Origin of the sequence: Stenotrophomonas sp. GD04024, assembly GCF_029837545.1 — a bacterium.
Classification (GTDB): domain Bacteria; phylum Pseudomonadota; class Gammaproteobacteria; order Xanthomonadales; family Xanthomonadaceae; genus Stenotrophomonas; species Stenotrophomonas forensis.
In genome coordinates this window covers 1-625 of sequence record NZ_JAOEDV010000161.1, presented here as the reverse complement: position 1 = coordinate 625, position 625 = coordinate 1, and the positions used below count along the sequence as shown (strand labels likewise).

Here is a 625-nt window from a genome sequence, read left to right as displayed (position 1 = left end):
ATCGCTGTTGCCCGGCAGCTCGGCATCGGTCGGCCAGGGCTCGGCCAGCTGCAGCCGGTCGCTCTCACCGGTGAAGGGCACGACCCGCAGGACGCGGTACACCCGCTCGCCTGGGATGCGCAGGCCGATGTAGGCGCTGCCCTGCGCGGGCGCAGGCACCGGCACGTCGAGCTGCAGCGTCACGACTCGCCCCGGCCCCATCGATGCGGACAGCACCTGGCCGCCAAAGCCCCATTGCGTCAGGTCGTGCTGCAGCGCCAGCACCGACATGCGGCCGTAGGCCAGGTGCTCGATATCGGTGCTGTAGCTGATCGACTTGTACTGGTACAGGCTCTGCGCCAGATGCCACCGGGCCAGCATGGCGGCATGCGCCTCGCTGGTGACGCCCTCGCCGGTCACCTGTGCCGGGTTGAGCATGGTCGTCACGCCTGGCGCAGGCACGCGCAGGGTCTTTGCCTCCCACGTGGCACGGTCCAGGTAGCTGTACTCGATGCCGTCGGCGCCGTTGGCCAGCGTGTACTCGACCTGGAACTGCCCCTTCTTGATCGTGGCCATGTTGACCACACCCGAGAGCGGCTGCTCATCGGCGGCCCACACCACGGCCAGACGGCCCTTCGGCCATGCG

General features: G+C 69.1%; 1 protein-coding gene. It reads right to left on the bottom strand.

Annotated elements, in window-relative coordinates; translation table 11 throughout:
- Positions 1-625: phage tail protein (locus N7590_RS22105; protein WP_279935909.1), on the bottom strand; the 625-nt coding region annotated here is incomplete at both ends.